This window comes from Clostridium sp. TJA020, from assembly GCF_058310295.1.
Window position 1 is genome coordinate 418,135 of the sequence record NZ_JBZEFC010000002.1, and the last position, 26,025, is coordinate 444,159.

A 26,025-nucleotide genomic window follows, 5' to 3' on the forward strand; every position below is an offset into this window, starting at 1 on the left:
CCTACTTACTTACCTTTTGGTTTATAATCTCTAATGCTTTTTTAAATTGATTATCTAAACTTCTATTATATTGTTTTCCTAATACATCCTTAGATAACTCTACATTAATATCTGGTTTTATTCCTTTTTTATGAATGTTTTCTCCATTTGGTGTGTAATACTTTGATATAGTAACTTTAAGTGCACTTCCATCCTTAAATTCTACTGGTGCTTGAACTATCCCCTTACCAAATGTGTTAGTTCCTATAATTGTAGCAACATTATAATCTCTTAAAGCTCCTGTAACAACTTCTGATGCACTGGCACTTCCTTTATCAACAAGTACAACTAATGGCATTCCTTCTGCTATACCACCCTTTGATAATTCTTCTGACCTATTATCATATTTATCTACCGTATACGTTATTAATTTTCCCTTTGGTATGAATTGTGATGCAACCCCAACCGCTTCCTTAAGATAGCCACCTGGATTTCCCCTTAAATCTAATATTAATCCTTTCATACCCTTTGATTTTAAATCTTCTATTTCTTTCTTAAAATCTTCTGTAACATTTGCATTAAATGATTTTATTTGAATATAACCAATATTTTTTTCTATCATTTCACCTTTTACAGAATCAGTTTTTATAACATCTCTTTTTACTTTAACATCAAATGTATCTTTACCAGCTCTCTTTATAGTTAAAGTTATTTCTTCTTTTTCCTTTCCTGTAATTAATGAAGTAGCCTTATCTACATCATTACCTACTTGCTGTCCATTTACAGCAACAATAACATCATCACTTTTTATTCCCGCTTTATATGCTGGAGAATCTTCAATTGGTGATATAACTGTAACCTTGTCATTTTTAACACCAACATACACCCCAATCCCCATATATTCCCCTGAGTTTTGTTCTTTAAACTTTTTATATTCATCTTTATTCATATAAATTGTATAAGGATCTCCAAGAGAATTAACCATTCCCTTTATTGCTCCTTCTGCGGCTATGCTATCATTAATTTCTCCATCGTAATTCTTTATTAATGCATCTCTAACTTTAAATAATTCTTTATATTCCTTAACGTTATTAAATTCCTTAAGCTCTTTATCAACCTTTGAATTAGTAGTTGCAAGAACTAATCCCTTAGTCGCAAATAAATTCCCTAAATAAAAACTTCCTAAACATAAACAAACAACAAAAAGAGTACCTAACATTATGTAGATAACCTTTTTGTTGTTTTGATTTTTCTTTTTATTATACTGATACATAACCACAACATCCTTTCAATCTTCTCAAGCCATATAATTTAATAGTATAACTTAAATTATAAAATTTTTCCATATTAAACTAAACTCAGTAGGAATTTCTTCCTACTGAGTTATTATAATAATATTTTATTCATATTTAATAATTTTATACTATTAAGAATTTTCTTAATGAAGCATAACTTGATACACCACCAACTACTAATCCACCTAATCCAAAGTATAGTAATAAATTAGTTCCAACATAGCTTACTGGAAGTAATGATATATATAGTACTTTATCTGAAATCCAACTTACAAATCCATTATATGCAAGTACTAAGAATATTATTGCTAATACTGAACCTATAAGCCCTATTATCATTCCTTCAATTATAAATGGCCATCTAATAAACCAATCAGTAGCTCCAACAAACTTCATTATACCAACTTCTCTTCTTCTTGAGTAAACAGTTAATTTTGTTGTGTTCATAATTAAGAATACAGCAACACCAGTTAGTATTACAAATAAAACAAATCCTAAAACTCTAAATGCATTTACTACTTTAGTAATTGTATTTACTATATCTTGTTGATTTCCTATACTTTCAACCCCTGGCATACTTTGAACAGCATCTGCTATTGATTTTGCATAACTAGGGTCTTGTAATTTTACTACAAATGATGCTGGGAAAGGATTATTATTTAAATTATATCCTTCTAATAGTCCTTTACTTTCCTTAGTGCTTTCTTGGAAATTTTTAAATGCTTGTTCTTTTGATTCATATTGTATTTCTTTAACACCTGGAAGCTCATTTAACTTTATTTCAACTTCTCTTTGCTCAATTAATTTGATATCATCTTTTAAGTATACTCTAACGTCTACTTTTGACTGTACATCATTAAGAGCTAAACCTACATTTTTGCTTATAAGTACGAATATACCTAAAACAAAAAATGTAATAAGTACTGTGATAACAGATGCAAAGCAAAGAGTTTTATTTCTTCTCAAGCTTTTAAAGGCATCAGAAATAAAATGATTTACTGTATTAATTTTCATCATTATACCTACCTCTCTTTTCGTCTCTTACAATTTCACCTTTCTCAATAGCTATAACTCTTTTTTTCATATCATTAACAATCTCTTGAGCATGTGTTGCCATAAGAACAGTTGTACCAGCCTTATTAATATCATCTAAAAGTTCCATTATTTCCTTCGCTGTATCAGGGTCAAGGTTTCCTGTAGGCTCATCAGCAATTAAAATTGATGGATTATTAACTATTGCTCTTGCTAAAGAAACTCTTTGTTGTTCTCCTCCTGATAACTCATGTGGAAACATCTTATATTTGTGTGATAATCCAACTAATGATAACACCATCGGAACTCTTCTTCTTATTTCTTTTGGTGCCGCTTCAACTACTTTCATAGCAAAGGCAACATTTTCATAAACATTAAGATTAGGTATTAATCTAAAGTCTTGGAATACCATTCCTATTTTTCTTCTATAATATGGTGTTTGTTTTCTCTTTATATCTGCTAAATTTTGACCTGAAACTACTATTTCTCCTGAAGAAGGTTCTACTTCTTTTAATAACATTTTTATGAATGTTGATTTACCTGCCCCTGATGGACCAACTAGAAAGACAAATTCACCTGATGCTATTTCTACGTTGACATCTGATAGAGCTTTTACGTTATTATCATAAACCTTAGATACATTTTTAAATTCTATCATTCTCTAAACACTCCTTATAAATTGGACTCCTCCATAAACCCCTTGTCCATTATACAGAACCATTATATCACATGTATCTACACATATAATATAATATTTTATTAAGTTTTTTGTATTAAGATAAATTTCTACAAGAACTTATTAAATTTTTTGTAGAATTATGCTTCATTAATATCTGAGAAGCCTTCTCCTAAAACTTCATGAACTTCTCCAACTGTAATAAAAGCCCTTTTATCTACATCTCTTATATGTTTCTTTAATTTTATAAATTCATTTCTATTTAGAATTGTATATATTATATAACTTTCTTTCTTAGAAAATCCACCTACTCCTTTTATTGCGGTATAGCTTCTTTCAAGCTCTTCTAGTATAAACTTACTTATTTTTTCTGTATGATCACTTATAATCATTACTTGTTTACATGAATTAAACCCTTCTATAAACTTATCGACTGATACACCAAGTATTATTACACTTAACATTGAATAAAAACCTAAATCCAATCCAAACACATAAGCTCCTGAAATTGTAATTATAAGATCTACTATTAATAAAGCTTTACCAATATCAATATGCATAAACTTATTCATAATTTTTGCTAAAATATCTGTTCCACCTGTTGATGAATTAGCATTAAATACTAAAGCTATTCCTAAAGCTGATATAAGTGTTCCTATTATTGTAGCAATAACTAAATCATGAGTTATTGCAAAAGGATTAAGAAATTTTTCAATAATCCACATAACTACTGAAAGCATTAAGGTTGCATAAACGCTTCTACTTCCAAAATTTCCACCTATAAATATAAATGCAACAGCAAATAAAATAATATTTATTATTAATGTTATAATACCTACACCTATTGATGGTATAAAATTATTTACTACTATAGCAAATCCAGTAACTCCTCCAGCTGCTAAGTTATTTGGTGCGAAGAAATATTCTACTGATATTGCTACTAATATTACCCCCAATGTTATTATTACATAATCTTTTAATACTCTCTTTTCCATTAATTAACACCCCAATTCTTAATAAAATATTCTTCAATACTTTATTATTAGTTTCTCTAGCTTTAATTATACTATCCTACGATACAAAATCCTTTGAATAACAAAGTATTGATAATTATAAAGGCTTATTTCATTGTTATCTTTTATAAATTTTCTAAGCTTAATAACTTGTACTTTTAAAATAACTTTTTATTTCTAGTATATAAATTTCATAATTATTCTATTGATAGCTTTTATTATATAATTTTTTAATCATAAGTTTTAGTAAAAATAATAACTTGGTTAAATATATTTATTGTATTTATAATTTTATATATAACAATTCTATTTAATAAAATACATATTTCTGTATATATCTCTTTCCAATACTAATTTATATAACTAATCATTAATATAATGTAAGTTCACTATTTATATTGAAATTCAAATACATATTCTAAAGGAGCTTATTTTTAATTTTTTCTATTGCTTTTATTACATAACTTAAAGTATTCTGATTAAATACAATTTAAATTCGTTTCTAAATTTTATGAACCCATACCATTTAAATCACCCTACATATTACCCTCATAATTTAAATACATAATTTTATATATAAAAATAACAGTATAGCCTTCACTATACTGTTATATCATAAATAAGGTAATTTTTTCTATTACTTTTTGTAACTTATAGCTTTCTTTGCTTTTTCAGCTACATTTTTTGCAGTTAATCCATAAGCTTCTAATAATTCGTTTGGTTTTCCACTTTCACCAAAAGTATCCATAACACCAACTTTTAATACTGGTACAGGATATTCTTCACATAAAACTTCTGAAACAGCTGAACCTAATCCACCAATTATGTTGTGTTCTTCTGCTGTTACTATTGCACCAGTTTCTTTAGCTGCTTTTATTAAAAGTTCTTTATCTATAGGCTTTATTGTATGAATATTTAAAACTCTTGCATTTATTCCTTCAGCCTTTAAAATTTCTGCAGCTTCTATAGCTGTATCAACCATTATACCTGTTCCTATTATAGTAACATCGTTACCTTCTTTTAAAGTAACTCCTTTACCTATTTCAAATTTATAATCAGCATTATCATTTATAACATTAACTGCAGCTCTTCCAAGTCTTACATAACAAGGACCATTAAATTCAGCAACAGCTTTTATAGCAGCTTGCGCTTCTACATCATCTGATGGATTTATAACTGTCATGTTTGGAATACTTCTCATTAATGATAAATCTTCAATAGCTTGGTGTGAAGCTCCATCTTCTCCTACTGTTAAACCAGCATGAGTTGCACATATTTTAACATTTAGTCTTGGATAACAAATTGAGTTTCTTATTTGCTCAAATGCTCTACCAGCAGCAAACATAGCAAATGTACTAACAAAAGGTATTTTACCACAAGTTGACATACCTGCTGCTACACCCATCATGTTAGCTTCAGCTATTCCCATGTTAAAAAATCTTTCTGGTGCAACTGATTTAAATTCTGCAGTTTTTGTTGATTTTGAAAGGTCAGCGTCTAATACAACAACATTTTTGTTGATTTCAGCTAAATCTTTTAATGCTTTTCCGTATGATTCTCTTGTTGCTATTTTTTTACTCATATTATTTGTCCCCTCCAATTTCTTTTAAAGCTTCTTCGCATTGTTCTCTGCTTGGAGCTGTTCCATGCCAGCTTGCTTCATTTTCCATAAATGAAACACCTTTTCCTTTTACAGTCTTACATACTATTGCAGTTGGTTGACCTTTATGATTTTTAGCCTTTTCTATAGCTTCTAATATTTCATCATAATTATGTCCATCTATTACTAATACATTCCAACCAAAAGCTTCAAACTTTTTATCTATTGGTGAAGGGTTCATTACTTTAGTTATATCTCCATCTATTTGAAGACCATTAAAATCTATAAATATTGTTAAATTATCTAATTTGTAGTGGGCTCCTGACATTGCAGCTTCCCATACTTGACCTTCTTCTAATTCTCCATCCCCAAGTAGAGCATATACTCTATAATCTTTGTTATCGACCTTACCTGCTAGAGCCATTCCAACAGCAGTTGATACACCTTGACCAAGTGATCCAGTTGACATATCTATTCCTGGTAAATCATTCATATTAGGATGTCCTTGAAGATTTGAACCAAATTTTCTTAAAGTTTTTAACTCCTCTGGACTAAAAAATCCTCTTCTTGCTAAAGCACTGTATAAAACTGGTGCAGCATGACCTTTTGATAAAACAAATCTATCTCTATTTTCCATTTTAGGATTTTTTGGATCAATATTCATTTCATTAAAGAATAATGTTGTTACTATATCTGCAGCTGATAATGATCCACCTGGATGTCCTGATGCAGATTCAGTTAACATTGATACTATGTCTTTTCTTATAATTTTAGCTGTGTCCATTAGCTCTTGTTTATTCATTTTCATTTTTTATCCTCCCAGTATTAATTTAACATTATATAGATTTAGTTTTCCGCTATTTACGTTTTTTATTTTATCATATATTTTCCACTTTGTATACATAATAATATATACTATTTTGAATTAGTATCTCATATTTAACACTTTAGTATACTCTATTTGTAATAGTATATCCTTTACATATCTTTTATTGAACTTTTATATAATTAATAGATATTATAAAACAATAAAAGCTACGCAAATGATTACATTCGCATAGCTTGTTCATCTTTTATTAAAATTTTGTTAATTACTTTAAATTAAATTTAAGCTTATTAATAAAGCTTTATTTACTTTTTTCATATCTTCATCTGTCATATGTCCTATTTTTTCCTTAAGCCTTCTTTTATCTAATGTCCTAATTTGTTCTAGTAGAACTACAGAATCTCTATTTAACCCATATTCTTCTGAAGATATCTCAACATGTGTTGGTAATTTTGCTTTATTAATTTGAGATGTTATAGCTGCCACAATAACTGTAGGACTATATCTATTACCTATATCATTTTGAATTATGATAACAGGTCTTATCCCTCCCTGTTCTGATCCAATAACAGGGCTCAAATCAGCATAAAATATATCTCCTCTTTTTACTACCATAGTCGTCATAAGAATTATCACACTCCGCAAAGCCATGTCTCATAATCATCAACATCAACTAATTCATGTTCTGTCATTAAAGCTAATTGTAAATTTAATAAAGCCATCTCTTGATATCCTTTTTTCATAATATCCTCAATTTCTTTATTATTTTCCCTATCTATATATACTATTAAATTATCTCCATTATATTTACAACTTTCTTCTAATTGACCTAACTTTTCTAAATCCTTTTGACGTGACATGATAATTCCTCCTAATTCAACAAAGAATTTTATGTATATTCAAATTATATATAAAAGTATGTCACAATGTCAAAGGATTTGTATTATATATTTAAATTTGTTTTAAATTTTTTTAAAATCATTTGATACCCATTTTTTTATCCTATATGTACACTTAAATTAATTATTTAACCCTTTGTAATGTTTTGATTTGATCTTTGGCTGATTTTTATTTTTTAAACTTATCCTTTTCACATAACTTTTTATTCAAAAATTCTCTATATTCTATTTTTATTCTTTCTTTATTATTACTATCAAATATTTTTAAAACCATTGGTTCTTTCTTATTTTTATCTATATATAAAGTTGCCCTATCAATATGAAGATTTTTAGTTACTAAATCAAACTCAACCTTTAAATATTTTAAATCTCCCCACTCTTCTTGTCCTTCTTTAAATTCTAAAATTGGGTTTTTAAAAAGTTCTTTCATTGCAGCCAAGTCATATACTCTATCTAGTTCTCTATCTACCTCATACTTTTCATTTGTTTTATTGTAAATCATAGTTATACTATCATCAGTATATATTTTTGTAAGCTCTTCCCCAAAATCTAACCTTATACCGTTATCTTTACAATAAGATAATTCCGCCTTTTGATTGTATGTTCCATTATCATTTGTTATTGTATATTCAACTATAGATGTATAATCATCTAAATTTTTAACAGTATTTAATATATCTTCATTAGTTGGGGTTACCATATGTCTTAATGATATTATAAGTATTATTGAAATAAAGGGTATTATCATTAAAACTGTTATTAATAATTTCTTTTTTAGATTATTATCTTTTGATTTAACATTTTTTTGTTTTTTATTAAAATTACTTTTTATTTTATCTAAAACTTTCATTTAAACCTCCGTAGCTTAATTGTTTATTAATACTAATATTAAGCTAACGTAAGATTTATTCTAATTTTCACATAATTTTTCTATTGTTTTTGGTAATTCTTCTATTATATCTCTTGCATTAACTGAATATCTAGAACTTGAAAGTGTATCTCCTATATATCCATGTATGTATGCGCCAAGCAATGCAGAATCTATCATAGATACTTTTTGACCTACAAATGATGTTATTATTCCAGTTAAGCAATCACCCATTCCTCCTGAAGCCATCTTACTATTTCCAGTTGGATTTATAAAAGTGTTTTTTCCATCTGATATAACTGTATTATACCCTTTAAGTAATACTATAATTTGATACTTTTTTGCAAAATCTCTTGTTATATCTATTCTATTTGATTCAATTTCCTTAATAGAAACTCCTATTAATCTTGCTAATTCACCTGGATGTGGTGTTATTATAGCCCTACATTTTAAACTATCTAGCATATATTTATTTTGACTTATTATATTTAAAGCATCTGCATCCAAAATAAGTTTACATTTGCTTTCTTTTATTATTTTATCTAATACTTTAACGCTTTCTTCTTCAGTGCTAAGTCCTGGTCCACAAGCTATTACATCAAAGCAATTTAAATCTTTAATATCTTTAACTATTGAATATTCATCAACAATAGCCTCTATTAATCTACATTTTAATGAATTTACTATATCCTTGTGAGATAATAATGTAACTAATCCACTACCTGTTCTAACGCAAGCTTCAGTTGTTATAAATGCTGCTCCACTATATTTTTTACTACCTGCTATTATTAAAACCTTGCCATATTTCCCCTTGTGTCCAGTGATATCTCTTATTGGAATCATTTCTTTATATTTATTTTTTTCTATTATGTAAGTTTTTTCGCTATTTTTTTCTTTTATAAATTCTGGAATATTAATTTTTACTATTTCTATATCACCAATTAAGTTTACAGCTTTTGTTTGAAAAAATCCTTTTTTCATAACTTCTATAGTAAATGTTTTATTAGCTTTTATTGCTACCCCAAGAATCTCTCCTGTATCTGAGTCTAGCCCTGAAGGTATGTCTATAGAAACTGTAAATTTAGAAAACTTATTTATTAATTCTATTACTTCTTTATATATACCTTTTATTTCTCTATTTAAACCTACTCCAAATATAGCATCAACTACATAATCTGAATTTCTTATTTCTTCTATTATATAGCTTCTATTAATTGAATTTATTGGTTTATTTAATTTAATTACATTTATATTTATATTTTCTACTATCTTTAGATTCTTTCTATTATCCTCAGTTAATTTTTCATCATTACCAACTAAAATAACTTTTACACTTTTGTTAAGTAAATGTAACTTTCTAGCTATAGCTAGGCCATCTCCACCATTATTTCCAACTCCACAAAATATAACAACCCTATCACCAAATTCCTCAATTTCTTTAATAATTGAATTTGCTGCATTTTCCATAAGTACAATAGAAGGAATTCCTATGCATTCTATAGTTTCCTTATCTATAATCATACACTTTTTTCTACTTAAAATTTCCATATTTACAACACCTCTATTACTACAAACGATACTACAGTATCATTATTATGAGATATACTAGCATGTATGTTTATATTTTTTAATTTAAAGATACTTATTATATGCTCACTTAATATAACCTCAGGCTTTCCTAGGTTATCTCTAAGAACTTCAATATCTTTAAATGTGAAACCTCTTATCCCAGTTCCTAATGCCTTACTTACAGCTTCCTTTACTGAAAATGATCCAGCTAAAGTCTCAGATTTAAACTTTCTACTATTTAAAAACTCAAGTTCTCTCTTTGTAAACATTTTCTCAAGAAACTTTGGATTTCTCCTTGATGCAGTTTCAACTCTATTTATTTCTATAATGTCTGTCCCTATTCCAAATATCAATTATTTCACCTTCTTAAAAATACATTTATATTTATATTTTACTATAAATATAAATATTTCTTTTAGGTATTTATAAAAAATATTATATGAGATTAATTAAAATTAATTTCTTTAAAATCATTTACATATTCATCTGCAAATGGACCTATTATATCTATTAAATGAATAGGTGATACTTGATTATCATAAAGCATCTTTAATAATTTTTTTACCTTTTCTTCTACTGGTGATATTAATTCAATAGAATCTTTAAAAGAATCTATGATTATATCTCCTTTTATGTCTACCCTTTCAACTTCTATTCCAAATACGTCTTCATTTCCTCTTATACTCTTAATTAACTTGTAATAATACTTCCTTTCTATTCCATTGTTAATTCTTGAAAATACAAAATTCTCCTTAATCATTTCCATCCCCCTTTAATATATTAAAATAACCCTTCTATTTCAATATATCATAGATATTGTGTGAAATATGTCAAAGAGTGTTTGTATAATTATTTTTTTATTGACATCTTTCGTAATTTTCCTATAAAATGTATTTTTTTTTACATAGTACAATACTTTCTTTAACTTTTTATTGTCACTATGTCGATTAATGTTTAAGTATAAATTTTCCATATAGATATAAAAAAAAGAAAGCTCCCACAGCTTTCTTTTTTTCTCATAATTCCCCTAAACAACCATAATTGAAACGTGAATACGTTACCATAACTTGAATTTATTATAACATACTTTCTAAATGAATTACAATATATTCTAGAAATTTTTTTATAATTTTTTACATTTATTTTTTTATGCTTATTTAATTTCTCTTTTATATTCACTTACATTATTAATTCTACCACCAACAAATTTAAAATCTTCCGCAACAACTTCAGCTATATATTTTTTATTTCCATCCTTATCTTCATAGCTTCCAGTTCTAAGTCTTCCACTTATACTTATGTAATTTCCTTTCTTTAAATACTTACATATTACTTCTGCTTTTTTTCCCCAAACACTTATAGGTATTAAATCTGATTTTCTAACTCCATCTAATGACTTAAAGCTTCTTTCAACTGCAATAATAAATCTAGTATTTACTTTATCACTATTATCTAATTGTTTAAGTTCAGGGTCTTTAATTAATTTTCCTAATAAAACTATTTTATTCATATATATACCTCCTGAATAATATACCTAGAATTATTTCCCTAATTAATAAAATTATTCATATTTATAGTTTAAATTTGTTAATTTTTAATGATATAATTATTATGTTAGTAAATAGAATTATAAATTGAATAATTAGGGAGTGATTTAATGACAATATTGGTTTGCGGTGGTGCTGGTTATATAGGAAGCCATATGGTTGCAGAATTAATAGAAAAAGGAAATGATGTTGTTGTTTTAGATAACTTAGAAAAAGGTCATAAAGATGCACTTTTGGGAGGAAAACTATATATAGGAGATTTAAGAGATAAAGACGTATTAAATAAAGTATTTAATGAAAATAAAATAGATGCTGTTATTGATTTTGCTGCTTATTCTTTAGTTGGTGAAAGTATGACAGAACCTTTAAAGTACTTTAATAATAATGTTTATGGAACTATAAATTTACTTGAAGCTATGAAAGAACATAACGTAAAATATATAGTATTTTCTTCTACAGCAGCTACTTATGGTGAACCTAAGGAGGTTCCTATACTAGAAGAAAGTGAAACCATTCCAACAAATGCTTATGGTGAATCTAAACTTTTAGTAGAAAAAATATTAAAATGGTGTGATCACGCTTACGGTATAAAGTACACTACTCTTAGATACTTTAACGCTGCCGGAGCTCATATAAATGGAAAAATTGGAGAAGATCATTCACCTGAAACTCATTTAATTCCATTAATACTTAGTGTAGCATTAGGAAAGCGTGAAAAAATAATGATTTTTGGAGATGACTATGATACTGAAGATGGAAGTTGCGTAAGAGATTACATCCATGTTTCAGATTTAGCATCAGCTCACTCTCTTGCACTTGAAAGACTTATGAATGGCGGAGAAAGTAGAATTTATAATTTAGGAAATGGAACTGGATTTTCAGTTAAGGAAATGATTGAAATAGCTAGAAAAGTAACTAACCATCCAATCCCTGCAGAAGTTGCTCCACGTAGAGCTGGGGACCCTGCTGTTCTTATAGCATCAAGCGATAAAGCTGTGAAAGAACTTAATTGGAAACCTAAATTTAATAGTGTTGAAACTATAATAGAAACTGCTTGGAATTGGCATAAAAACCATCCAAATGGATTCGAAAAATAATTTTTAATAGAAAGAAAGGATGTAATAATTATTACATCCTTTCTTTTTCATCATCTAAAACCGAATTAACTTCAACTCCAAATATAAATACCATCGAAGTTATAAAGAGCCAAATCATAAGAACAAAAACCGCCCATAAACTTCCATATAATCGTGAATAATGACTAAAATTATTTATATAAAAAGAAAATCCTAATGATACTATTAACCACCCAATAGTGCTTATTATGGCACCTGGAAGTACATTTATAAATTTAACCTTCCTCGCCGGAGTAACCTTATATATACTAGCAAAAACTACAATCATCATAATTATAATTATTAAATACCTTAAAATATTCCAAATAAAATTTATTATATGCTCAAAAGGTAATAATTCATTCAAAAAATTACCTATTATATCTCCAAATACAAGCATAAGCAAAGTACATATAATAGTTAATGCTAAAGCTATCACACTTAACATTCCTATTATAGATCTTTTTATAAAGGATCTATTTTCTTGTATATTATAAGCTTTATTTACCCCTTTAGTTACAGCTCTAAAAGCAGATGATGCTGACCATATTGTCAAAATAATAGAAACTCCTAATATACCTGTATTCTGTGAATTTACAACTTCTTCAATAGTATTAGCTGTTAACTCAAATACAGCAGTTGGAACAAGGTTCTGTAATCCTAATAAAACTTGGTCTGAATTTAATTTAATAAAACCTATTAATGTTATTAAAAATATTAAAAACGGAAAAAACGATAGTATTAAATAATATGCCATTTGTGAACCTAATGCAAATAAATCATCTCTTTTTACTTTTACAAACAAATACAGCATAGTATCTAAAAAAGATTTTTTGCATACATTTTTCTTTTTACTCTTCATATCTTCACCAACATAAAAATTATTTTTTTATATTATTTCTATTGTATAATATAACATTTATTATTAATTGTAGCAAAACTTATTTATTATATATTATTTTTATTATTAAATCTATTATGTATTTATTAACGTTTCCAATTATAGTATAATTTACTGTATATTTATTTCATAAATAAAAGGAGTGATTTTTTGTTATATACACTTGAAAATGAATTAGTTAAAATCACAGCTAGTACTTATGGAGCTGAATTACATAATTTAATTTCAAAAAAAAGTAATACAGAATTTTTATGGAATGGTAATCCAGAATATTGGAAGTATCATTCACCAGTACTTTTCCCAATTGTAGGTAAAGTTAAAGATGGAAAGTATAAAGTTGAAGGTAATGTTTATGAACTTCCTCAACATGGTCTTGGAAGAATTTCTAATTATGAAATGATAGAAAAAACTTCTGACTCTATAACTTTTGAACTTAAATATTCAGAGGCTACTTTAAAAGTTTATCCTTATAAATTTTCATTAAAAATTAAATATACTCTTATAAAAAACAGCGTAAAAGTATCTTATATAGTAGAAAATTTAGATAATAAAACAATCTATTTCTCAATAGGTGCTCACCCTGCATTTTTATGTTCAATAGAACCTAATGAAACAATAGATGATTATTACTTTGAATTTAATAAAAAAGAAACTGTTAGTACAATGCTTTTAAATAAAGACGGCTATTTTGTTAAAGATAGAAAAGAATTATTAAATAATGAAAATATAATAAATTTAAGTAAGGAATTATTCAAAAACGATGCTTTAGTATTTGATAACTTAAAATCAAATGAAATATCATTAAAATCTAAAAACCACTCAAAATTCCTAACTATGAACTTTGAAGGCTTTCCATTTATGGGATTATGGTCAAAAGCTGAAGGCGCTCCATTCGTTTGCATAGAACCTTGGTATGGACATGCTGATTTCTTTGATTTTAATGGTGAATTAAAAGACAAATCAGGAATACAAGAGTTAAATATAGGCCAAACTTTCAATGTTAGCTATACTATAACATTATCAGAGTAAAAGCTTATATCAAAAATTATAACCTTAAATTAAGTAATTAAAGTTATAAATATAATAAATAAAACCAGTAGAAATACAAAAGTCTACTGGTTTTATTTTATACTTAAAATTAAATTTATATATCTTATTTACAAATTCCAATCACTTGGCAATAATCTATCATATTTTTTATTAAAATACCTATCATCTATTAATAATGCACTACCTTCATCATCCTCTGTTCTTATTACTCTTCCTACCGCTTGAAACACTTTATTTATCCCAGGATATATATATGAATAATCATATCCTTTTTCATTAAAATATTCCTTTATTATTTCTCTTTCCATAGATATCTTAGGGTATCCAACACCAACAATAATTACTCCTATTAGCATATCTCCTGGTAAATCTATGCCTTCAGAAAAAACTCCACCTAATACAAATAATCCAACTATATTTTGTTTGTTTCTGAATTCACTTATAAAGTTTTCTTTATCTATCTCATCCATTTCTCTTTTTTGAATCAACAGGTTATACCCATTAAAATCATATTTAGAATTTCTCATAAATAATTCTAAATATTCATATGAAGGAAAAAATATCATACTATTTCCTTTATTTTCACTTAAAAAATAACTAATTTCTTTTTCTATATGTTGAATTGTAGATTCTCTAAATTTAAATCTTGTATTTATAGAACATCTTCTTACATTAAATTTTTTACTATCAAATGGTGATTTTAATCTTAACCTATAAGATTCATCACTTCCCCCAAGTAAATCTATATAATATTCAATTGGTGATAATGTAGCTGAAAATATTATTGTTCCATTTAATTTCTTAATTATACTTTTTATCTTTTCTGATGGGTTTACACAAAATAAATTTATACTTATATTTTGCCCATTCTTTTCAATATAAGTTACATAATTCTTATCATATTCTTCACTAATAGATAAAAAACTATTTATATCAAAATAAACTTCTAATAACTCGTCATAATAAGGCTCATCTTTGAGTTTTATAAGTTCATCTTCACTTTGATTCATAAAGCTCCTTAAAATTTTATATAAATCTTTTGGAGCTTCTGTTTGATAATAACTATTTTTTTCTATACTTTCACATTCTTTTCTTAAATCAATAAAATAAGAATTTACCTTATTGACTGTTTTATATAACTTTTTACTTTTATTCTTTAAATTTCTTCTTAATTTTAAAAACTTCTCTTTGTTTAAGGAAGCTGAGTACATAGACCTAGCTCTATCAACAAGATTATGACCTTCATCTACTAATACTGAAATTTCATTTCCAATATCATCAATAACGCCTTTTAAACCAACTCTTTTATCAAAAATATAATTATAATCACAAATTATCCCATCACACCAATTAATTAATTCAAGAGATAATTCAAAAGGACAAATACCATACTTATTACTAATTTCTAAAATTAAATCACGATTAATATTTCTCTCCTCTTTTAAAAGTTCATATATAGCATTTCTACTTTTATCATAATAATCAATTGCATATTTGCATTCATCCGGATTACAACTAATCTTATCATTTAAACAAATCTTTTGTTTCGCAGTTATTGTTATACTTCTAAAATTCAATCCTTTGTTCCTTAAAATGTTAAATGTATCTTCTGCAACTTTCTTATTTACAGTTTTAGCAGTTAAATAAAATATTTTTTCTATATGTCCTTCACCTATAGCCTTTATAGCTGGGAAAATAGTAGATATAGTTTTACCTATTCCCGTAGGAGCTTGAACAAATAATTCTTTTCCTTCTTTTATGGTACCATAAACAGCCTTAGCCATTTTTAATTGACCATCTCTATATTTAACAAATGGAAAATTTAATTCCTTTATAGATTTATTTCTACTATACTTATGATCGGATTGTAATTTTATATATTTTTCATACTTATTAATTAAATCATTAAAGAAATTTTCTAATTCACTAAAAGTATACTGTCTTTTAAAGCTTTTTACTTCGTCAGACTCTAATTGATAATAACTTAATTGAATATATATACTCATTAATTTATTCTTAAGTAAATACATATATCCATAAACTTTAGCTTGCGCCCAATGCACTTCATTCCTATCATTGATTTCTAAAAAAGGCTTATAGGTAGATTTTATCTCTTCTATTATAATATCTTCATTATCATATATAATTCCATCAGCTCTACCATAAAGCTTAAGTGTAAAATTTTCAAAATTGAATTCTTCACTTAAATACACTTCTTTATCATACCTTTTATATAAGGTTTGATTACTTTTTTGAAGCTTTTGGTGAGCTTTTATTCCCTCAATAGCTCTTTTAGATATAGAAAACCTATTATCTATACTTCCAGTTTTCAGTATAAACTCAACTAATCCTCTTACAGACTCTCTTACAGTACGTTTCACAATATCACACCCTCTCTTAACATAGGAAAATATCATGACTATTTTTCAAATTTGTTCATTGTATTAGATAAATTATTTATACTATTAGTTAAAATTTCAAGTTTTCCTTCTATTCTTATAAGTAAATATAATGAAATAGCAATAGGAAAACCTACATTTCCTATAATATCAATAAATTTTTCCAATATTAACACCTCCTTATATTTTAAAAATATGCATATTTTTAAAATATAAAAAAGAAAGATGGTATAAAACCATCTATAAAATCTATTCTGAATGATATTCTTTTACTATCTTTTGTACTAACTTTTTAATTACACTAGCTTGTGCTATTAAAGATACTACTAATAAAAATATCCTAATTCTTTCTTCATCATTATTTTCTAAGTTAAGACTTTTAATTATTTTATCTAACTTTTCTTCAGTCTCTACAGAGCTTGATAAAAATGATTCTAAGCTTTCTTTTTGCGTTTCTGCAAAAATTTTATATGCTGTTTCCCATGATATTATATCATCTGTCCTATCATTAATTTCATTGAATGCTAAACTAAATACCTTTTTAATTTCTTCTGTAGTAAGGATAGGTCTCATATAACTTAATAAAACAAGCTGAGCTAAATGTATCTTTGTATATCCTCTCTTTTTACCATCTTCAGGCTTGCTTATAACTTCACTTTTAATATAATTTTGAACTATATTATTTGTATATTTATCATCAGTAAATTTATCATTTAAATAATCTATAACTTGTGATAAAAATAAATCGTACTTTGGCAATTCATCATATGAAATCATACTACTTCTTGACATTTCTTCAGTAAGTTCATTAATATAGTTTGCATCAATTTTTTTATTCATTATTTACCACCTTTACCTCCATACAAGTTTCAATACTTATTATATAGTATGAATAAACTTATTACAAGTTATTTTTACCATTATTATATTTTATTATACTATTTAAAAGTTTTTTATAAAATGTTTATTTATACAAAATGAATTTATCTTATTAAATAATATACCTCTGTTATCTTATAATAATTAATATTTAAAATTCAACAACTTTCTCTATTTTTTCATATATTTAATTTATTATATAATTTATTAATTATCTCAATGTTTTTCTATTTTTATACATATTTTTTTAATTTATATTATTTATATTTAACTTTTATATAGATTAATGTATTTTAAGTTAATAAATGTAAACTTTTATTTTAAATTTGTAAAGTATTGACATTTCTAATTTTTGGTAGTATATTTATTAATATAATCTTATCAGCAAATTTTGCATTTAAATAAAACTTAATATTTTTAATGTTGACTTTAAATTACAATTTTGGTAAGATAACATAGTAAATTGTCGAAATTTGTGGATTTTTAGATAATTTATTATTAAGTGTATAATTTAAGGAGGAAACTTATATGAAATCAACAGGTGTAGTTAGAAGAGTAGATGAATTAGGAAGAATAGTTATTCCTATAGAGTTAAGAAGAACTCTAGATATAGCAGAAAAGGATGCTTTAGAAATATATGTAGATGGAGAGCAAATCATATTAAAAAAATATGAGCCAGCTTGTATATTCTGTGGTGACGCTAGAGACGTAGTTAACTATAAAGGAAAGAACATCTGCAAAAATTGTTTAGCAGAATTAAAAAAATAGTTTTTTATATTACATATAAATATATTCCCCTAAAATATATTTATATCATAATGAAACTAAAGCCACTAAGTTTATTCTTAGTGGCCTTTTTTTATATATTAGTTGAATACTTATATATTTCATTTTTAGGAACTTTTCTATCTTTTGCTACTGCTTTTATAGCATCTTTCTTGCTCATTCCTTCTTCAATATATTTTATTATATGTTCTTCAATTGAAAGTTCTTCAAAACTTGCTCTTTTTTCTTTTTCTATTTCTTCTTCAGTTAATCCTTCCATTACAAGAACGAATTCTCCTCTTGGATTGTTATTATTAAAATATTCTATTACTTCTGAAATTTTTCCTCTTACTATTTCTTCGTGCAATTTTGTAAGTTCCCTACACGCTGATAAATTTCTATTCCCAAAATTTTCTTTTAAAAATGTAAGCGTACTTAATAATCTATGCGGTGCCTCATAAAAAATTAAAGTTTCTTTCTGATTTTTTAATTCTTCAACAACAACTTTTCTTGATTTAGTATCTCTTGGAATAAATCCTCTAAACGTAAAAGCTGAACTATCTAATCCAGAATATATTAATGCTGTTGCAAAAGCTGTTGCTCCTGGTAAAACCTCAAACTCTAACCCTTGTTCTATGCACTTTTTAACAATAACGCTACCTGGATCTGATATTCCTGGCATTCCTGCATCACTTACTAGAGCTATATTTTCTCCTAATCTTAATCTATCTAAAATTTCATTACTTTTTCCTTGTTCATTATGCATATGGTAACTAATTAAAGTTTTCTTTAAATTAAAGTGATTTAATAGCTTAATTGTTTGTCTAGTATCTTCAGCCGCAACAACATCTGCATTTTCTAATACTTCTAAAGCTCTTAAAGTTATGTCTTTTAAATTACCTATTGGTGTAGGTACTAAATATAATTTTCCATTACTCAATTTTTTACTTCTCCTCTCTACCATATATTCTATTTATTTCCTCTGAATAACTTCCATTTTCATTATAAACATAAAGAGGTGTATCCCATTTTAAAAATGCTCCACCATCTCTTTGCCCTTCAACTAAAACTATATTAGGTGCTTTATTTTTATTAGGATGAATCATTCTTACTCTTTTTGGCTCTATTTTATATTTTCTCATTAACATAAAAATATCTATAAGTCTTTCAGGCCTATGTACCATAAATAATCTACCATTGTCTTTTAATACAGTTCTTGAAGCCTTTATAACATCTTCTAAATTACACATTATTTCGTGTCTTGCTATTGATAATTTATCTGATGGATTAACTATTCCTGCATTATTAAGTTTATATGGAGGATTTACAGTTACAATATCTACTTTTTCTAAAGTTTTTAAATAATTTATATCCTTTAAATCTATATTTATAAAATTAATATTATCTATATTATTCAACTCTACACTTCTTTTTGCCATTTCAACCATATCATCTTGTATTTCAATTCCTGTTATATGTATAGGTGAATATTTACCATATAATAAAAAAGGTATTATACCAGTTCCAGTACAAAAATCTATTACTTTATGTTTCTTTTTTACATTAGTAAAATCTGATAAAAGAACAGCATCAATCCCAAATTTAAATCCGTCCTTTTTTTGAATTAACATTAAACCATTAAGTTGTAAATCATCTATATTTTCATCAGACCTTACTAAATTATCTTTATTTACTTGCATATGTAATCATCCTTTTACATCTAAAATTCTTTTTTAATTATACATTATAAAAAATTAGTTAACAACTCGATAAAAAAATAAGAGATCTTAGAAGCTTCTAAGATCTCTATAAGTCAAATAAAATTTTATTATAATACTCTTCTTGCTGCGTAGAATTTCCAAACTGGTGATACTTTTACAACATCTCCTGTATGTGGAGCATGTATCATATTTCCATTACCTACATATATTCCAACGTGTCCAGTATGTGGGAATACTAAATCACCTGGTTGAAGTTGATCTCTAGATACAGGTCTTCCAACTCCAATTTGGCTAAATGTAGTTCTAGTTATATCTATTCCTGTTGCTTTACGATATACATAACTTGTAAATCCTGAACAGTCAAATGAATCTGGTCCTGTTGCTCCAAATACATATGGCTTTCCTAGGTGCTTATATGCTTCATTTAAAACTGCTTGTACGCTTCCAGATGGTGCTGATGGAACAGATGAACTACCTCCATTTGATCCACTACCACTGTTTGATGATCCACTATTTGATGAAGAACTGCTTGTTGATCCACCCCTATTAGCAGCAGCTTGTCTATCTGCTTCTTCTCTTTGCTTTTTAGAAATAGCATCTTGTCCTTTTGATATAGCAGAATCTATTTCTGATAATACAGTTGGACTCTTAATTTGATTAGCTTTTAAATCTTTTAATTGTGAAACTGCTGATTTTAAAGCATCAATTGAACTATTTGAGTTATTTATAACATCAACTTGTCCTGATATAATTTGTCTTTCCATCTTTGAAAGATATTTTGAATCAAATTCTTTTTGTGCTACTTTAGCATCTTCTGATAATTTTTCTTGTTCTTTCTTTAAATTTTCAAAATTAGCTAATTCTTTCTTAGTTTCCACATTTAATTCTTCTAACTTTTTATTCTTTTCTTGAAGTGATGTAACTTTTTGATCTAAATCTTTTTTATTTTCAATTAATTGATCTGCAACATCTTTATCAATATTTACTAATCTGCTTGCAGAATCAATTTTTCCTATTAAATCTGATAGACTTTGTGCTCCAAATATTAATGAAAGGTAGCTAGTTTGTCCACCATTTTTATAAAGCTCTCTAAGTCTTCCACCTAAAACACCTTCTTGTTTTTTGATATCTTCCTTAGTTTTCTCAACTTCTTTTTCAGTTGTATCAATTGCTTTTTTAGTACTGTCTATTTCACTTTGATTACTTTTTACTTTTTCAACTAATGGTTCTATTTTAACATTTAATTCGTCTATTTTTTGTTGTATTCCTGAAATTTTTGCTCCTAATTCAGCATATTCATCTCTTGCTTGATTCACTTCTTTATTACTTGGTGTAGCATATGCAGGGATAGCAGAATTCATAACTAACATACCTGCAATAACAGCTGCAACTATTTTTTTCTTCATGAGTTAATCGGTTCTTTCTAGAACCTCCCCCCTTTCAAAATGTGTATCTAGTAAAAAAATACATTTATTATTATAACATCACATTATAAATGGTACAACCGTAATTTATTACATATTAATTAAGGTCAATAAAAAATTTGAAACATTTTATTTCTGATGTGATATTGTTTACAGTAATATGCAATAAAAATATATTAATATTAATTTTGAAACAATTTAAATTAATATTACAATTTATTGTATTTTTTTCAATAAACATAGTATTTTATTTATAATCTGTAATTTTATAAATTAAATATTATATCTAAAATTTTCACATACTATTAATTTATTGACATATATATAATAACACATAAATTACAAAATTGTAACCTTTTTTAATAAATTATAAACTTATTGACATTGTTTATTTATTCATATATAATATTTTTTGTCGCTACGGGGTGTGGCGCAGATGGTAGCGCGCATGGTTTGGGACCATGAGGTCGCAGGTTCGAGACCTGTCACCCCGACCAAAAAAGACTATGAAGTATTTCATAGTCTTTTTTTTATTTATCTATTCCTTATAATTTTCTTCTATATATTTATCTCCTAATTTAGCTGCTTTACACAATGATAATGTTATTATAAAAATCCCTATATACCCTAATGCAAAATATACCATAAATTAAAAACTCCTTAATCTATAAAAATTTATATTCTAAGTATTATTATTGACAAAAATATAAATAATATTAACATGATTACTATTAATTTCTTAGGAGTGAAATCTATGAATAAAAAGTATAAAGATATACTTAACAAACTAATTTCTTCTTATTATAATGATAATTTTGATAAAGAAGTAGAAAAAATTCTTAAATCTAATGATTTTTCAAATGAAACTCTAAAACATATTATTTCATCTTTATGTGGAGTATCTGTGCCTGAAGGAGATAACTTTATTTATAACTTAAAGAAATCTATTACTGACTACTCAGTAAAAACTAAATTAGTTGAAAAAATTTCAAAATGTAATTCTTGTAATACTGATATTAACTCCAAAACTATTTGTCAAAAAGCATGTCCATTTGATGCTATATTAAAAGATTCAAAAAATAATAATATTTATATTGATAATAATTTATGTACCGACTGTGGTATTTGTGTTTCTAGTTGTGAGGATGGACATTATCTTGAAAAAATAGAAATACTTCCACTATTAGAATTATTGAAAAATAATACTAAAGTAATAGCAACAGTTGCTCCTGCAATAATTGGTCAATTTGGTGAAAATGTATCAATGGATCAACTTAGAACTGCTTTTATAGAACTTGGGTTTACTGATATGATAGAAGTGGCATTTGCTGCTGATATGCTAACAATAAAAGAAGCCTGTGAATTTAATAGTCATATAAATAGCTTCAATGATTTGCTTATAACTTCTTGTTGCTGTCCAATGTGGATTGGAATGATAAAAGGAGTTTATAGTTCTCTAGTCAAACATGTAACACCTTCAGTATCTCCAATGATAGCTGCTGCTAGAGTTATAAAATATCTTAATAGCGATGTAAAAGTTGTATTTATAGGTCCTTGTATAGCTAAAAAAGCTGAAGCAAGGGAAAAAGATTTAATAGGTGATGTTGATTTAGTTTTGACTTTTGAAGAAGTTAAAGGATTATTTGAAACCCTAAATATAGATCTATCACAATTACAAGAAACCGTTACCAGTGAATATGCTTCTAGATGCGGTAGACTTTACGCAAAAGCTAACGGTGTAACTAAAGCTATAAATGATGCGGTAAAAGAATTATATCCTGATAAAGCATCACTATTTAAAGGCAAAAGTGCAAGTGGAGTTAAATCTTGTAAAGAATTGTTAACCGAAATACAAAGTTCTAATACTAAATTTAACTTTATCGAAGGCATGGGCTGTATTGGTGGATGTGTAGGTGGTCCTAAAAAACTAATAGATACAAATAACGGTACTAAATATGTAAAGGAATTTGCATATTCATCACCTATAAAAATCCCAACTCATAGTGATATAATAATAGATTTATTTAAAAGATTGGGTATAAATGATTTTGAAGATTTATTGGATGAAGAAAAAACTAAAATTTTTCATAGAAATTTTTAATAGCTTTCAATACTATTGTATAATAAACTGTAGGTTTTATTTTTTAATTCCTACAGTTTTTTATTAACATAAAAGGAGGTACAGAATGTTTGATAACGTAGAAGCTGCAATATTTGATCTAGATGGAACACTAATAGACTCTATGTGGATATGGGATAAAATAGATATTGATTATTTAACAAATAAAAATATACCAATTCCTGAAAATTTAAATGCTGAAATTGGACACTTAAGCTTTAATCAAGTTGCTATATACTTCAAAGAAAGATTCCAACTAAAAGATTCATTAGATGAAATAAAAAATTGTTGGCATGATATGGCTAATTATCATTATTCAAATAATATAAAATTAAAAAAAGGTGTCAAAGAATTTCTTGATTTTCTAAAAAAATCAAATATAAAAATCGGCCTAGCTACTAGTAATTCTAAAGAATTATTAGAGATAACATTAAAGAAAAATGGAATATATTCTTATTTTGATTCTATAACAATTACAGATGAAGTATCCGTAGGTAAACATGAACCAGATGTTTATTTATTAGCTGCAAAAAAATTGAATGTAAATCCTAAAAATTGTATTGTATTTGAAGACATTGTACAAGCTGTAAAAGGTGCTAAAAAAGCTAATATGAAAGTTGTAGCAGTAGAAGACGAAAGAAGTTTGTCTGACAAGGATAATTTAATTTCACTATCAGATAAATTTATATCAGACTTTTTTGAATTAATTCCATCAAAAGATATGGTTATATAAAGCTTGATTTATTTTTTATACGATATTATAAATATAATATCATATAAAAAATTATTATTAGAATAAAAAACCTATAAAATTTAATCTTTAAATATAGGTACACAAAAAGGGAATTCTCTTTCGAAAATTCCCTTTAAATATATAGGTACTTATTATTTTCTAGTAACGCCATATTTTCCTTCTAATTCTTTTAATACATCTAAGTATTTTCTTTGTTGTCTTTCTTGAAGTAATTGTTGAACAACTCCATCCTTAACTTCTTCAAAAGGTCTAACTTTAGCATCATTCTTAGATTCAACTAATATTAAATGATATCCAAATTGAGTTTGTACTGGCTCTGTCACTTTTCCTACTTCTGCTTCAAATGCAGCTTTTTCGAATTCAGGAACCATCATACCTCTACCAAACGCTCCAAGATTTCCACCTTGCTCTTTTGATGGACAGCTTGAATACTTGCTTGCAGCTTCTTCAAAAGTCATTCCATTATCGATTTCTTCTTTAATCTTTATAGCATCCCCTTCATTGTCAACTAAAATATGTTTAGCTGAAACTGTAGGTTGTTCTTCAAATCTTTCTTTATTTGCTTCATAGAATTCCTTTGCTTCCTCATCTGTAACTGTTACATCAGCTAATACCTTTGAAATAGTCATTTGAGTTAATATTTCTTTAGCTAAACGCTCAACAGTTTCTTTATATTCATCAGTTTCATTTAACTTTAATTCTTTTCCTAAATTATTAAATAATTCAAAAGATATTATTTGCTCTAATAATTGCTTTCTTCCATTTTCATTTTCAAACATTGATCTTCTATCTTCTGGATATTTTGAAATTACATCATTTAAATCCTTTTCAGTTATTTCTTCTGAACCAACTGTTGCTAATATTTTGTTTTCCATATTATCTTCTCCTTTTTAGATAAGTAATTTATTATACTATTTAATTTTACCAATATACTTATAAATTAACAACGTAAATTATTTTTTCAAAATATTTATTACGAAATTTCTTCATTATTTAAAATTTATCCACAGATTTTTGTCTTTTTAAATAAAAATATCCACAGTTTTTATAGTATTTGTTTATAAATTTATTTAATTCTTTTTAAAAGTAAAAAAAGATGTTCTAATGAACATCTTAAAATTGGTGGAGGTAAGGAGATTCGAACTCCTGACCCCCTGCGTGCAAGGCAGGTGCTCTCCCAGCTGAGCTATACCCCCAAAATTTGTATGGTGGCTCGAGCAGGAATCGAACCAGCGACACGAGGATTTTCAGTCCTCTGCTCTACCGACTGAGCTATCGAGCCACACCATACCTGGCAACGTCCTACTCTCCCACACGGTCACCCATGCAGTACCATTGGCGCTATAGAGCTTAACTTTCCTGTTCGGAATGGGAAGGAGTGTTTCCTCTATGCCATCATCACCAGATTTTTATATTTTTAAGAGATTTGTTCTCTGAAAATTGCACATGATTTTTGTTGATTGTTTTTATTGGTCAAGCCCTCGACCTATTAGTATCAGTCAGCTGAACATGTTACCATGCTTACACCCCTGACCTATCAACCTTGTGTTCTTCAAGGGGTCTTACTAGCTTACGCTATGGGAAATCTCATCTT

At 26.7% G+C, this 26,025-nt stretch carries 26 protein-coding genes, 3 tRNA genes and 2 rRNA genes; 6 read left to right on the top strand and 25 right to left on the bottom strand.

The annotated features are described in order from the left end of the window. Nucleotide 1: 1 nt before the first annotated feature. From AC4FQ1_RS05805 to AC4FQ1_RS05865, 13 genes are all read right to left on the bottom strand, one after another. The gene (locus AC4FQ1_RS05805; RefSeq protein ID WP_303127738.1) at nucleotides 2-1,252 is read right to left on the bottom strand and encodes a S41 family peptidase; all 1,251 of its coding nucleotides are present in this window, start codon (nucleotides 1,250-1,252) and stop codon (nucleotides 2-4) included. A 145-nt stretch (nucleotides 1,253-1,397) separates the two neighbouring features. After that, nucleotides 1,398-2,288 carry a permease-like cell division protein FtsX gene (ftsX, locus tag AC4FQ1_RS05810; protein WP_303127823.1) on the bottom strand — a complete coding sequence of 297 codons (891 nt, stop codon included), beginning with the start codon at nucleotides 2,286-2,288 and terminating at the stop codon, nucleotides 1,398-1,400. Continuing rightward, nucleotides 2,278-2,964: a cell division ATP-binding protein FtsE gene (gene ftsE, locus AC4FQ1_RS05815; RefSeq protein WP_303127736.1), complete on the bottom strand. Its 687-nt coding sequence runs from the start codon at nucleotides 2,962-2,964 to the stop codon at nucleotides 2,278-2,280. The genes ftsX and ftsE overlap by 11 nt, the downstream gene beginning before the upstream one ends. Nucleotides 2,965-3,122: 158 nt before the next feature. Next, on the bottom strand, nucleotides 3,123-3,977 hold the full coding sequence (locus AC4FQ1_RS05820; protein WP_303127733.1) for a YitT family protein: 855 nt from the start codon (nucleotides 3,975-3,977) through the stop codon (nucleotides 3,123-3,125). A gap of 655 nt (nucleotides 3,978-4,632) precedes the next feature. Next, nucleotides 4,633-5,577: a transketolase family protein gene (locus AC4FQ1_RS05825; RefSeq protein ID WP_303127731.1), complete on the bottom strand. Its 945-nt coding sequence runs from the start codon at nucleotides 5,575-5,577 to the stop codon at nucleotides 4,633-4,635. Nucleotide 5,578: 1 nt separating this feature from the next. Beyond that, on the bottom strand, nucleotides 5,579-6,403 hold the full coding sequence (locus tag AC4FQ1_RS05830) for a transketolase (RefSeq protein WP_303127729.1): 825 nt from the start codon (nucleotides 6,401-6,403) through the stop codon (nucleotides 5,579-5,581). A gap of 288 nt (nucleotides 6,404-6,691) precedes the next feature. After that, the gene (locus AC4FQ1_RS05835; RefSeq protein ID WP_303127726.1) at nucleotides 6,692-7,045 is read right to left on the bottom strand and encodes a type II toxin-antitoxin system PemK/MazF family toxin; all 354 of its coding nucleotides are present in this window, start codon (nucleotides 7,043-7,045) and stop codon (nucleotides 6,692-6,694) included. Nucleotides 7,046-7,053: 8 nt separating this feature from the next. Next, complete coding sequence (locus AC4FQ1_RS05840) at nucleotides 7,054-7,281, bottom strand: hypothetical protein (protein ID WP_303127724.1); 228 nt, start codon at nucleotides 7,279-7,281, stop codon at nucleotides 7,054-7,056. Between the two features lie 208 nt (nucleotides 7,282-7,489). Then, nucleotides 7,490-8,170, bottom strand: coding sequence for a germination lipoprotein GerS-related protein (locus AC4FQ1_RS05845; RefSeq protein ID WP_491169191.1), 681 nt, complete (start codon nucleotides 8,168-8,170; stop codon nucleotides 7,490-7,492). Nucleotides 8,171-8,230: 60 nt separating this feature from the next. Further along, nucleotides 8,231-9,736: an NAD(P)H-hydrate dehydratase gene (locus tag AC4FQ1_RS05850; RefSeq protein ID WP_491169192.1), complete on the bottom strand. Its 1,506-nt coding sequence runs from the start codon at nucleotides 9,734-9,736 to the stop codon at nucleotides 8,231-8,233. A gap of 2 nt (nucleotides 9,737-9,738) precedes the next feature. Beyond that, complete coding sequence (gene acpS / locus AC4FQ1_RS05855; RefSeq protein ID WP_303127717.1) at nucleotides 9,739-10,110, bottom strand: holo-ACP synthase; 372 nt, start codon at nucleotides 10,108-10,110, stop codon at nucleotides 9,739-9,741. 92 nt (nucleotides 10,111-10,202) lie between these two features. Beyond that, nucleotides 10,203-10,517: a DUF6514 family protein gene (locus AC4FQ1_RS05860; protein WP_303127715.1), complete on the bottom strand. Its 315-nt coding sequence runs from the start codon at nucleotides 10,515-10,517 to the stop codon at nucleotides 10,203-10,205. A 393-nt stretch (nucleotides 10,518-10,910) separates the two neighbouring features. After that, nucleotides 10,911-11,267, bottom strand: a complete 357-nt coding sequence (locus AC4FQ1_RS05865; RefSeq protein WP_303127713.1) for a single-stranded DNA-binding protein — start codon at nucleotides 11,265-11,267, stop codon at nucleotides 10,911-10,913. A gap of 147 nt (nucleotides 11,268-11,414) precedes the next feature. On the opposite strand from AC4FQ1_RS05865, the gene galE reads away from it, so the two are divergent. Continuing rightward, nucleotides 11,415-12,401, top strand: a complete 987-nt coding sequence (galE, locus tag AC4FQ1_RS05870) for a UDP-glucose 4-epimerase GalE (protein ID WP_491169193.1) — start codon at nucleotides 11,415-11,417, stop codon at nucleotides 12,399-12,401. A 31-nt stretch (nucleotides 12,402-12,432) separates the two neighbouring features. On the opposite strand, the gene AC4FQ1_RS05875 is transcribed toward galE, so the two are convergent. Then, entirely contained in the window at nucleotides 12,433-13,281 is an 849-nt protein-coding gene (locus AC4FQ1_RS05875; RefSeq protein ID WP_303127707.1) for a YihY/virulence factor BrkB family protein, read from the bottom strand. A gap of 189 nt (nucleotides 13,282-13,470) precedes the next feature. On the opposite strand from AC4FQ1_RS05875, the gene AC4FQ1_RS05880 reads away from it, so the two are divergent. Then, nucleotides 13,471-14,349, top strand: a complete 879-nt coding sequence (locus AC4FQ1_RS05880; RefSeq protein ID WP_491169194.1) for an aldose 1-epimerase family protein — start codon at nucleotides 13,471-13,473, stop codon at nucleotides 14,347-14,349. A gap of 128 nt (nucleotides 14,350-14,477) precedes the next feature. Here AC4FQ1_RS05880 and AC4FQ1_RS05885 read toward each other — a convergent pair whose 3' ends face one another. From AC4FQ1_RS05885 to AC4FQ1_RS05895, 3 genes are all read right to left on the bottom strand, one after another. Further along, nucleotides 14,478-16,751 carry an ATP-dependent DNA helicase gene (locus AC4FQ1_RS05885; RefSeq protein ID WP_491169195.1) on the bottom strand — a complete coding sequence of 758 codons (2,274 nt, stop codon included), beginning with the start codon at nucleotides 16,749-16,751 and terminating at the stop codon, nucleotides 14,478-14,480. Nucleotides 16,752-16,789: 38 nt separating this feature from the next. Further along, nucleotides 16,790-16,939: a YvrJ family protein gene (locus AC4FQ1_RS05890; RefSeq protein ID WP_491148709.1), complete on the bottom strand. Its 150-nt coding sequence runs from the start codon at nucleotides 16,937-16,939 to the stop codon at nucleotides 16,790-16,792. A gap of 79 nt (nucleotides 16,940-17,018) precedes the next feature. Further along, a complete protein-coding gene (locus AC4FQ1_RS05895) occupies nucleotides 17,019-17,609 on the bottom strand; it encodes a DUF1836 domain-containing protein (protein WP_303127699.1) in 591 nt (196 codons plus the stop codon). A 567-nt stretch (nucleotides 17,610-18,176) separates the two neighbouring features. Between AC4FQ1_RS05895 and AC4FQ1_RS05900 the strand changes: the two genes are divergently transcribed. Then, nucleotides 18,177-18,416 (top strand): AbrB/MazE/SpoVT family DNA-binding domain-containing protein, encoded by a 240-nt coding sequence (locus AC4FQ1_RS05900; RefSeq protein ID WP_024614332.1) that lies wholly within the window; start codon nucleotides 18,177-18,179, stop codon nucleotides 18,414-18,416. A 91-nt stretch (nucleotides 18,417-18,507) separates the two neighbouring features. Here the strand turns inward: AC4FQ1_RS05900 and rsmI are convergent, their stop codons facing one another. The 3 genes from rsmI to AC4FQ1_RS05915 all read right to left on the bottom strand — a co-directional run bounded on the left by rsmI (nucleotide 18,508) and on the right by AC4FQ1_RS05915 (nucleotide 21,540). Next, nucleotides 18,508-19,353, bottom strand: coding sequence for a 16S rRNA (cytidine(1402)-2'-O)-methyltransferase (rsmI, locus tag AC4FQ1_RS05905; RefSeq protein WP_303127694.1), 846 nt, complete (start codon nucleotides 19,351-19,353; stop codon nucleotides 18,508-18,510). 4 nt (nucleotides 19,354-19,357) lie between these two features. Continuing rightward, nucleotides 19,358-20,113, bottom strand: coding sequence for a tRNA1(Val) (adenine(37)-N6)-methyltransferase (locus AC4FQ1_RS05910; protein WP_491169196.1), 756 nt, complete (start codon nucleotides 20,111-20,113; stop codon nucleotides 19,358-19,360). A gap of 128 nt (nucleotides 20,114-20,241) precedes the next feature. After that, the gene (locus AC4FQ1_RS05915; protein WP_491169197.1) at nucleotides 20,242-21,540 is read right to left on the bottom strand and encodes a C40 family peptidase; all 1,299 of its coding nucleotides are present in this window, start codon (nucleotides 21,538-21,540) and stop codon (nucleotides 20,242-20,244) included. A 439-nt stretch (nucleotides 21,541-21,979) separates the two neighbouring features. Here AC4FQ1_RS05915 and AC4FQ1_RS05920 point away from each other — a divergent pair. The 3 genes from AC4FQ1_RS05920 to AC4FQ1_RS05930 all read left to right on the top strand — a co-directional run bounded on the left by AC4FQ1_RS05920 (nucleotide 21,980) and on the right by AC4FQ1_RS05930 (nucleotide 24,410). Further along, nucleotides 21,980-22,055 (top strand) — tRNA-Pro (locus AC4FQ1_RS05920). A 257-nt stretch (nucleotides 22,056-22,312) separates the two neighbouring features. Beyond that, nucleotides 22,313-23,659 (top strand): [Fe-Fe] hydrogenase large subunit C-terminal domain-containing protein, encoded by a 1,347-nt coding sequence (locus tag AC4FQ1_RS05925; RefSeq protein ID WP_491169198.1) that lies wholly within the window; start codon nucleotides 22,313-22,315, stop codon nucleotides 23,657-23,659. Nucleotides 23,660-23,744: 85 nt separating this feature from the next. After that, the gene (locus AC4FQ1_RS05930) at nucleotides 23,745-24,410 is read left to right on the top strand and encodes an HAD family hydrolase (RefSeq protein ID WP_491169199.1); all 666 of its coding nucleotides are present in this window, start codon (nucleotides 23,745-23,747) and stop codon (nucleotides 24,408-24,410) included. Nucleotides 24,411-24,562: 152 nt separating this feature from the next. Here AC4FQ1_RS05930 and AC4FQ1_RS05935 read toward each other — a convergent pair whose 3' ends face one another. The 5 genes from AC4FQ1_RS05935 to AC4FQ1_RS05955 form a co-directional block, all read right to left on the bottom strand. Further along, nucleotides 24,563-25,306, bottom strand: a complete 744-nt coding sequence (locus AC4FQ1_RS05935) for a peptidylprolyl isomerase (RefSeq protein ID WP_491169200.1) — start codon at nucleotides 25,304-25,306, stop codon at nucleotides 24,563-24,565. 245 nt (nucleotides 25,307-25,551) lie between these two features. Beyond that, nucleotides 25,552-25,627: transfer RNA gene (locus AC4FQ1_RS05940), tRNA-Ala, on the bottom strand. A gap of 10 nt (nucleotides 25,628-25,637) precedes the next feature. After that, a tRNA-Phe gene (locus AC4FQ1_RS05945) sits at nucleotides 25,638-25,713 on the bottom strand. Between the two features lie 7 nt (nucleotides 25,714-25,720). Beyond that, a 5S ribosomal RNA gene (gene rrf / locus AC4FQ1_RS05950) occupies nucleotides 25,721-25,837 on the bottom strand. A 63-nt stretch (nucleotides 25,838-25,900) separates the two neighbouring features. Then, nucleotides 25,901-26,025 (bottom strand): 23S ribosomal RNA (locus AC4FQ1_RS05955); the annotation flags it as partial.

Coding starts and splice junctions, on each gene's coding strand:
- AC4FQ1_RS05805 (WP_303127738.1), bottom strand. CDS start 1,252: ATGTATCAGTATAATAAAAAGAAAAATCAAAACAACAAAAAGGTTATC.
- ftsX (WP_303127823.1), bottom strand. CDS start 2,288: ATGAAAATTAATACAGTAAATCATTTTATTTCTGATGCCTTTAAAAGC.
- ftsE (WP_303127736.1), bottom strand. CDS start 2,964: ATGATAGAATTTAAAAATGTATCTAAGGTTTATGATAATAACGTAAAA.
- AC4FQ1_RS05820 (WP_303127733.1), bottom strand. CDS start 3,977: ATGGAAAAGAGAGTATTAAAAGATTATGTAATAATAACATTGGGGGTA.
- AC4FQ1_RS05825 (WP_303127731.1), bottom strand. CDS start 5,577: ATGAGTAAAAAAATAGCAACAAGAGAATCATACGGAAAAGCATTAAAA.
- AC4FQ1_RS05830 (WP_303127729.1), bottom strand. CDS start 6,403: ATGAAAATGAATAAACAAGAGCTAATGGACACAGCTAAAATTATAAGA.
- AC4FQ1_RS05835 (WP_303127726.1), bottom strand. CDS start 7,045: ATGACGACTATGGTAGTAAAAAGAGGAGATATATTTTATGCTGATTTG.
- AC4FQ1_RS05840 (WP_303127724.1), bottom strand. CDS start 7,281: ATGTCACGTCAAAAGGATTTAGAAAAGTTAGGTCAATTAGAAGAAAGT.
- AC4FQ1_RS05845 (WP_491169191.1), bottom strand. CDS start 8,170: ATGAAAGTTTTAGATAAAATAAAAAGTAATTTTAATAAAAAACAAAAA.
- AC4FQ1_RS05850 (WP_491169192.1), bottom strand. CDS start 9,736: ATGGAAATTTTAAGTAGAAAAAAGTGTATGATTATAGATAAGGAAACT.
- AC4FQ1_RS05860 (WP_303127715.1), bottom strand. CDS start 10,517: ATGATTAAGGAGAATTTTGTATTTTCAAGAATTAACAATGGAATAGAA.
- AC4FQ1_RS05865 (WP_303127713.1), bottom strand. CDS start 11,267: ATGAATAAAATAGTTTTATTAGGAAAATTAATTAAAGACCCTGAACTT.
- galE (WP_491169193.1), top strand. CDS start 11,415: ATGACAATATTGGTTTGCGGTGGTGCTGGTTATATAGGAAGCCATATG.
- AC4FQ1_RS05875 (WP_303127707.1), bottom strand. CDS start 13,281: ATGAAGAGTAAAAAGAAAAATGTATGCAAAAAATCTTTTTTAGATACT.
- AC4FQ1_RS05895 (WP_303127699.1), bottom strand. CDS start 17,609: ATGAATAAAAAAATTGATGCAAACTATATTAATGAACTTACTGAAGAA.
- AC4FQ1_RS05900 (WP_024614332.1), top strand. CDS start 18,177: ATGAAATCAACAGGTGTAGTTAGAAGAGTAGATGAATTAGGAAGAATA.
- AC4FQ1_RS05910 (WP_491169196.1), bottom strand. CDS start 20,113: ATGCAAGTAAATAAAGATAATTTAGTAAGGTCTGATGAAAATATAGAT.
- AC4FQ1_RS05915 (WP_491169197.1), bottom strand. CDS start 21,540: ATGAAGAAAAAAATAGTTGCAGCTGTTATTGCAGGTATGTTAGTTATG.
- AC4FQ1_RS05925 (WP_491169198.1), top strand. CDS start 22,313: ATGAATAAAAAGTATAAAGATATACTTAACAAACTAATTTCTTCTTAT.
- AC4FQ1_RS05930 (WP_491169199.1), top strand. CDS start 23,745: ATGTTTGATAACGTAGAAGCTGCAATATTTGATCTAGATGGAACACTA.
- AC4FQ1_RS05935 (WP_491169200.1), bottom strand. CDS start 25,306: ATGGAAAACAAAATATTAGCAACAGTTGGTTCAGAAGAAATAACTGAA.